Below are 8,174 nucleotides of genomic sequence, written 5' to 3'. Positions count from 1 at the left end.
AATTGTCCACAAGCTGAGGGGAATTGCCAATGCTGCCAGAAAGACCAGGGTTGAGACTGCCAGCGCAATATCAGGAATAATCACGGGCAAGTAGGCAACACCTTTGTATAAAGTCTTACCAGGAAATTGATAGCGTGATAGACCAACAGCCATCATGGTGCCGATGACAGCGGAAATCACCACAGCCCCTAGGGCCACAATCAAGCTAGTTTTCAGGGCTGAGAGAATGCGGCCATCGTTGAAAAACTTGACATACCATTTCAGGGTGAAACCTTGCCACCGAGCACTGTAGGGAGACTCGTTAAAGCTGTATATGGTTAATACAGCAATGGGCAAATACATGTATCCAAACATCAGAATTGTAAAGATAGCCTGCCAAGAGATGCTGCGCTTTGGCTTTTCCTGGGGGATCAGCATATCTAACGATCGTTTATCACTGACGGCTTGAGACATGGATGACATTCTAGGTGAACTGTAACAAGTTTATCGGGCTACCTAGGGATAGGCTAGGTCTAGCGATCGTCTATGAGTTGGCTATAGACTGGCGCAATCGGGGTTGTATCTTGGCGCTGGGCGTTGAGTTTTTGGTTAAGTTCACGAATTCGACGTGAGAGCAATTTAATGATGTTGACAGCAATACCAGGGGTCTCATCGATCGCCTCGTAGAGCTGTTTTTGAGTCAGGACAAGGCATTCGCAGTTGGTGATTGTGGTGATTGAGGCAGACCGTGGTTCTGAGTCAAACAGTGACATTTCACCAAAGCAGGCTCCTTTTTCCAGTTGAGTAATGTCACGGTTAGCAAGGTGCACCCTAACTTTGCCAGAGACAATAATGTAGAGCGATCGTCCCTCTTGACCCTCAGTAAAGATGGTGTGACGAGTTGGAAAGGACAATTCTTCCATAACGGAGGCAAGCCTGACCAAGAAGTCATCTCGCAACTCCTTAAAGATAGGAACCCCTCGCACGAATAACAGGCGATCGAAGCTGCTTAGCATACGTGCCCCTAACTATTCTCCATTGCTACGTGCCACGTGCTATCGATAGTTGGCGTAGCGACTCCATTCGCCCTGCCAATCTCCTTCATCATACATTGCGCCTGATTAGCCACTAGCCGATCTGGGTCATCTTTAAGCTTTGGCAATAATTCTCGCAGAGCGCGTGGTGATGCCACCATGAGATAAAACAACACCGCTTCTCGCACAAAACCAGTGGGATGGCGAATACAAGCAATAACCTGCTCTGGTGTTACACTCCAGCGGGCATAGCGAGCCAAATGATAGCAACAGGCCAGGGGCCAATCGGGTAAAAAGTGACGCAAATCTAACAGGTACCGTAGGCGATCGCTAGGAGCCATCTGTTGGTAGGGAACCATTTGCTCTAGAATTTGCAGCTTTTCTTGATCTGAATGGCGATCCAGAATGCTCAGCAATACCCACTTGCGAGAAATATCGATCGTATTGTCCAAAATTTCTAGTCCCAGTGCAACGTTGGTTCGAGACTCAGATTGCAGGTTATAGGCTGCGGCTTGGATGGTGTCAGCTCGGTAGAGGAATTTAAGCAATGGAAAGATGCGCTCAATAGCGTCAGACATCGCGTCTTGGAGTGCCCGTCGCAACAAGTCGGCTTCTCGTCCCCAAACCTGCTCTGAACCTAAGTCTACCAAGGCAGCTTGCAATTGAGCTACAAACAATAACTCTTGCTCGATCAGTAGCTCTACACCGCTGCGTCCCATGCGATCAAGCACAGCATTAATGCCCATTTCATGGGGGATTTTGAGCAGAATGTCAGCGATGTTGCGGCGGGTTTTGCCCCAAGTTGTCATGAGATGGGAAACCAGAATATTTCGAGCTTCGATCGTGCCAATTTGGCCAATTACACTCCAGGCATGGAGCCGGACGGATTCAGGCTTGTTAATGTCTTCTGCCCAGTCTACTAGCCGGGCGTGGGTCAGTGCCTCATTCTCTAGTCGAACCAGGGAGCGCATTGCCGCCTCTCGCGTAGATTTATAGGTTAACCCCTTTAAGAGAGAGGGATAGTATTCCTCTAAGCGAGTAGCAGCGATTGCCTCCAGTAATGCACACCGCACCCGCAATGATTCATCTTGCAAAAGGCTAGGAATGTACAGGCGTAGGGCCTGCATGTACTCAGCTTCCCCTAGAGCACGGCAGCCCATAACTCGCTCTCGTTCGCGGCGATGGGTTAGCATCTGGCGCAGAGTGTTCGTGGCTTGGGCACGATTTTGTGGATCTCCTAGGCGCAGCATGAGGGAAGCAGCTGTTCCGCGCACAACTGGATCCACTTCTGGGCGCAAGTAGGGTCGGAGTTGTTGAATATTAGGTTCTGCTTCCGTTAGCCAGATGTATCGCAGCGCCATCGCCAGTACCTCTGGTGCTAGGGGCTGTTTGATGAGTTCCCTCACTTGGTTGAGATAGGCCACATTAGGGTGCTGCATCATCACCTCTAGGCTTTGACATTGAAGATCGGCTGGTAATAGAGGCAATACCGGCGCTAGAACGTCGCCAGCATTTTTGGGGTCAATATGACTTAGCAGCTCGATACACGATCGCTTGTCTTCTTCTGCGTCAGGGCGATTCAAAGTTTCCATAGCTCGCCGCTTGAGTTCAGGTAGATCCACCGCAGACAAACTCAGCTCTCCTCGCTCTGCCCCAATTACCAGCAAGCTGACGTAGCGCGATCGCAGCACCCAGATAACAGCAATCCACACGGCAGCCACTAGCAAAATCAGGCCGATGAAAATCTTGCTTTGCCACATAGTATCTTGGGCAAACCAGAGTATGGCTAAGAAGACCAGCCCAGCTATGCCTGTGGAAATAGGCTCAGCATTACCCCGAACCACCGACTGCACATCGCTACGAATATGGTCAGGCAGTGGTTGGAATAACACAGGACTACTGCTGTTGAGCAGCGTGTAGCGAATCCACTCGTCTAAGAACTTTAAGACGACAAAGCCACCAAACATGGGCAATAGACCAATACTCAGAGGCAGACCCAGAACGATCGCAATTACGGGCAAACACAAGGTGACAAAAAACACCCCGAGGCGCTCAATTAAGCGACTGGATGCAAACCACTGTGTTGAAATTTCCACAATGCCTAAGAACCCTTGAAACAGCCCCAAGAAACTGGCAATTTCATCTGATGCAGACTTAGGATCACCAGCACCTAGGAATCCTAGAGTTACACCAATCGCAATTTGCTCGACTGGACTTTGGCTTTGGGCATTCCGTAGCTCTAACTGGGTTAGAAACTGAAAATCCACCAACAGATACAGAATTTGCGCTAGCACGAAGAAAGCAAATAACAGGGCTATGTAGCGCTGAAGAGGTTGCTGTAAGCGAGATGTGGCGAATTCCATCTGCTCTTCGGTGGTACGGCGTATGCGTGAGTCAGGAAAGAATTGTCGGTAAGCTTCCGTCAGGTAGTAGAGAATCCCTGCGCCGATCGCGACCATCAGAGCAGACACCAGAATGACGTTAGGTAACCTGAACAACCGCACCAACAATGGCAGAGAGAAGCCCCCTATAACATCAGCTACAAGGATGCCGCTATTGATCAACGGAAAGGTACGCTTGATTTCACGAATATTGAACAGTTGGTTGGCTGTAATAGTGGTGTTGAGGTCATTAAGCACGTAGATTGCCTCTAGCCACAAACGCATGGCTAGAACTGTAACACTCAGAACTGACAACCCCGCAACTGTGGCAGTGGTGGCCGTCAGACCTAGCCGAAAAATCAGCAAAGGCACAGCCAACAGCAACACAACCAGCACAATTACGCGCCGCAGAGGCAATACCTGCTGCATCCATGAGTACAGAAAGCTCAAGACAATGCCGATCGCTGCGCTAGCAATGTAGATAATAGGCAAACTTTTTGCCCCATACTCGCCCAAGAACAAGGCAACAGTACTGGCCTCTAGCCAAGACAAGCCAACGGATGTTGCTGTGTAGAACGCAAACATGAGGACAGTACGCTCACTTTCCTCTGCTCGCAAGTTCACAAGTTTTAGAACGTTATCTACCCATCCACCCCAAGCGGGCTGTTGATAATCAATTCTCATTTGGTGTTATGGTGTCGCCTGTGGGTTGTGCTGCCTGCCGTTACCTGTTTCCTAGCTCACCCAGTATACACACTATATTATGGCGATAGTGAATTATGGTGATCAGGCAGCAAAATCATGACAATCATGATGCTGACGACAGTGAGTCATCCCAATTCTCCAAAAGCGGGCAACATAACCCATAAGTTCGTAGTAAGGACTTAAGTCCTTACTACAAGCTATCCGTGGCCGTGGCATGGAGAAGTGGTATTACAGTGATAGAGCAGCAGGTCAGGACTTAAGTCCTTACTACAAGCTATCTGTAGCCGTGGCATGGAGAAGTGGTATTACAGTGATAGAGCAGCAGAATTATGACTATCGACGTACAGATTAACCCCTGGCTATACTGCTTCCTGTTGCCTGTGCACCGACTGTTTCTCAGTCTTTACTTCAGCCAAATTGTAATTCACAACTACCACCACCTACCGACTCAGGGGCCACTGATTCTAGCTGTAAAGCACTATAGCCGTTGGGATCCTGTGATTGTTCCGCTGCTAAGCACAACACCCTACTATTTTTTGACGAATGCTAACCAGTTTGAAGGGGTACAGGGATGGTTTATTAGCCGCCTAGGAGCGTTTCCTGTGGATGTTGATCAACCTAAGCCATCAAGTTTGCGGACAGTGGTGACCTTGTTGCAACAGGGCAAAAAACTAGTCATTTTTCCAGAAGGTGGAATTGTCACCAATCAGCCGCTGCGATCGCTAAAACCAGGGCTAGCACGACTTGTGTTGCAGGCCGAAAAAGACGGTCAATCAATCCCAATCGTGCCAGTGGCCCTTCGGTATCGACCCGTTGATCGCGTTCGTGCCCGCGTGGATCTCAATCTGTGTCCGCCCATTGTTAGCTGTCATTATCGGCAGGCAACGGATAAGCAAACTGCGATCGCCATGACTACGGCCTTAGAACGATCGCTGCTGACTGGGCTAGCCGCCCTGGGTCTGTAAACCTGAATATGTGAAAACGTGCAATTTCTATACGTTGGCAATAGCGATCGCTCGGATACTAGGACGACGCTCAAACACAACCTTAGGTTTGAACAACATCCGAAACAGCAACAGCAGCGACTGAAACTCTCCTGGTGTCTTGTTGCTCAGCCATTGCCCTGGACGGCAAAACAGCAACGTAATAAGTTGACGTTGTTGTGCTAGGGTAAGTGGCTCAAACCAGATGCGAGCCACTGGAAAACCATTTTGCCAACTCGTGCAGGTAATCAATCCCGGCAGGGTCAAATTTTCTTCCAGGATAGTCAAGGCCACCGCAACTGTTTGATGCTCTTCTAATTTGGGCAAGCGCTGGGTCACCATGATTTCTGCTCCGGCTTCCGAGAGCATGGTGGTCATTCCCCAAACGGTAGATATGGTTGACCAAGATCCGGGTTGATGACAATCAGTGGCCGATGATTGGCCAGCCAAGCCCTTACTCTGGGGATTAACATTCAATATGTCGCATCTAACAACCCGTTGCAGGCCAAACCACTCATTGACGCTGGGTTTGGGGGAATCTAGCAAGATTAATAATGAAATCCCCAATAACATTACGTTATAGGCACTCCACAGCCACCCTAGACCTAGACCTTTAATATGACCCGTATAATCTCCCATCTGCCAGTCCACAATGCAAATTCCCAAATTGCGCCAGAGACTGACTGCTGACAGGATAAACATGATAATTAAGGGCATTGCCAAGTCCCAATTAAAGGTGAACCGATCGCTAGAGGTGCCCTTGGGGGTGACTTTGAATCCCTTAGAAAAGGGACGGAGCATCACCTGAAAGACAGTTAGTGCTAAGGGAAAACACAGCACCAATGCATAGATATCAGATAACAGTGCCGATCGACTGCCATAGTTCAGCCAAGCAAACACTGTAAGCTGCATCACATAGTATGGCAGGAAATAGTAAATTAACTCCGAGAGGGTAGCCTGAACGGGAACCACACCTAAAAACGAATAGGCTAGGGGAAACAGCAAGAACCCTACCCGTGAAATACTTGTGAACCAGTGCAACAGCCCTTCTAGGTGAGCTAGGCGCTGGCGCAAGGTCAGTCCTCGAATAGTGAGGGGATTGGAGTCAATGAAAAAGGCTTGTAGGGTACCCCGTGCCCATCGCAGGCGTTGAGTAGCATGGGCAGCGATGTTTTCTGCTGCAAGACCAGCACTAAGCTTTTCGTCTAGGTAAACTAAGCGATAACCCAGGGCAGAGATGCGGATGCCAGTAAAATAATCTTCACTCAACGAGTCGGTAACAAAACCACCCACTGCATCTAGAGCTTGACGACGAACAACAAATGACGTGCCAGCACAGATGACGCTACCTGCTGCGTCTCGGATCGGCTGGATTTGGCGATAGAATACTTCCTCTTCTGGGGTAAGAATATTTTCTAGCCCCAAGTTGCGGGCGATCGGATCCGCATTGTAAAAACTCTGAGGGGTTTGCACCAACCCCACTTCTGGATCCTGAAAAAAGCCCACAGTTCGAGTTAGGAAATTACGAGTAGGGACAAAGTCAGCATCAAATACTACAACTAGATCACCAGTGATATGGGGCAGCGCATGGTTAAGGTTGCCAGCCTTGGCATGGCGGTTATCAGGACGAGTTATATACTCACATCCTAGTTCCCTAGCTAGGCGTTCAATTTCAGGGCGGCGCGTGTCATCGAGCAGATAAATCGTTTTGTAGGCGTAATCCATAGCCTGACAGCCAATAATGGTGCGCCGGAGAATAAACGCTGGCTCGTCATAGGATGGAATCAAGACATCGACTGACGGTGTGAAGGTTTCAGACACAATCACCTGAGAGAGGACATCTGCGGCGTGACGGCGATGCTGTACTCGCAACATTAGAACCAGTTGCAAAATGCTGGTTGAGAGTACCAGCATCTCTAATGCAAACAGCAGCAAACTAAAGGTGCCGTCGAGGGGGGTTGTAGTGTTGAGGGTAGCCAGCGAACGCCAGATGACATAGCGCACAGCTAGGATTAGGATAATACTCACAATGAGAGTCCGCGACCAGTCTTGAGGCTGAGGCGATAGTTTCATAACGATGATGGCAACTACCCACAACCCAATAGTTGGAGCTAGGAGTTGCCATGTGGTAGCCATAGGCACTACTAACCAGCTAGGGGGATTTTGTTGCCATATCGACAATTGCTGGAAAATCATGCGAATGGTTCCCTCACCTGCAAACCAAGCAGCGACGATCGCGGCTGACACAACAATCACACCCAGCATTACCAGCGTGGCAACATGGGGGCGGACTGAGGGCACAGAGGCCGTTCTAGACGACTGATGAGTAATTTCTGAAACAGTCATAAGTGTGAGTGCACGACAATCGTCTTTAGCATGGCGTAAATTTTTGCGAGTGACCATAGCTCTGGTCATTGATCCATTAGGAATAGTTGTTAAATCGGGTGGCAGCGTTTATGAGATTAGGTATCTTGCCAAGCTTGATACCGCCAACGGAGTCAGAGGCATGTACCTAGGCTCGAAAGTTGAGATGAATTCTTGATGAGATACGAAGGTTTCCCTAGAAAAGTTTCCTCAGGTGTTGGGTTGCAAATGAATTCCTTCTATTGGGGGATAGACACAGATTACTTACAGGTTGGTAGAGTAAGCAGGTATTCTATGTATGGCAATATGCCCAACGCTGGTGTGAGTTTTTTGAGTGCTATCTAGGTTAGAACCTATGGGAACGTCTCGTTATTGGATTGTCTGTGGTGTGAGTATGGCACTAGCCTTGGGCGGTGCAACGGGTTCAGTGGTACCGGTAGCTGGGGCTGAGCCGATCGCGAAACCAGATTCCCAGTTGCTCTCTCAATTGGATGCTGCTTCCCTTGAGGCGGTGAATCCATTGGAGCCTGCGGTGGATCAGCAACAACCTCAATTAGCCCCCGTGACAATCACCGTCATGCAACCAGCCATGAGTACATCAGTAGACACAGTTTCGCCAAATCATAGGTGGAGACACCTTCAACTTGCCCAAACGGGGCTAACTGGCTCTAGTGCTTCCTCATCGGATGCCCAACCTCTGCGATTCTCTCAAGACCCAATTCCTGTGA

The 8,174-nt window shown here is 49.2% G+C and carries 6 protein-coding genes; 2 read left to right on the top strand and 4 right to left on the bottom strand.

Annotation, left to right across the window (positions count from 1 at the left end):
* From NZ772_09255 to NZ772_09245, 3 genes are all read right to left on the bottom strand, one after another.
* The coding region (locus NZ772_09255) for a spermidine/putrescine ABC transporter permease PotC (GenBank protein ID MCS6813739.1) at window positions 1–453 on the bottom strand (453 nt) is incomplete at its 3' end.
* Between the two features lie 59 nt (window positions 454–512).
* A complete protein-coding gene (locus NZ772_09250) occupies window positions 513–995 on the bottom strand; it encodes a Crp/Fnr family transcriptional regulator (GenBank protein ID MCS6813738.1) in 483 nt (160 codons plus the stop codon).
* A gap of 8 nt (window positions 996–1,003) precedes the next feature.
* Window positions 1,004–4,078 (bottom strand): MFS transporter, encoded by a 3,075-nt coding sequence (locus NZ772_09245; protein ID MCS6813737.1) that lies wholly within the window; start codon window positions 4,076–4,078, stop codon window positions 1,004–1,006.
* Between the two features lie 350 nt (window positions 4,079–4,428).
* On the opposite strand from NZ772_09245, the gene NZ772_09240 reads away from it, so the two are divergent.
* On the top strand, window positions 4,429–5,064 hold the full coding sequence (locus NZ772_09240) for a 1-acyl-sn-glycerol-3-phosphate acyltransferase (protein ID MCS6813736.1): 636 nt from the start codon (window positions 4,429–4,431) through the stop codon (window positions 5,062–5,064).
* Between the two features lie 27 nt (window positions 5,065–5,091).
* On the opposite strand, the gene NZ772_09235 is transcribed toward NZ772_09240, so the two are convergent.
* A complete protein-coding gene (locus NZ772_09235) occupies window positions 5,092–7,347 on the bottom strand; it encodes a glycosyltransferase (GenBank protein ID MCS6813735.1) in 2,256 nt (751 codons plus the stop codon).
* 454 nt (window positions 7,348–7,801) lie between these two features.
* Between NZ772_09235 and NZ772_09230 the strand changes: the two genes are divergently transcribed.
* On the top strand, window positions 7,802–8,174 hold a 373-nt coding region (locus NZ772_09230; GenBank protein ID MCS6813734.1), incomplete at its 3' end, for a hypothetical protein.

This window comes from Cyanobacteriota bacterium (assembly GCA_025054735.1).
Classification (GTDB): Bacteria; Cyanobacteriota; Cyanobacteriia; order SKYG9; family SKYG9; genus SKYG9.
Note: the sequence above shows the minus strand (reverse complement) of the source record. Positions and strands in the feature narration are given on the sequence as shown.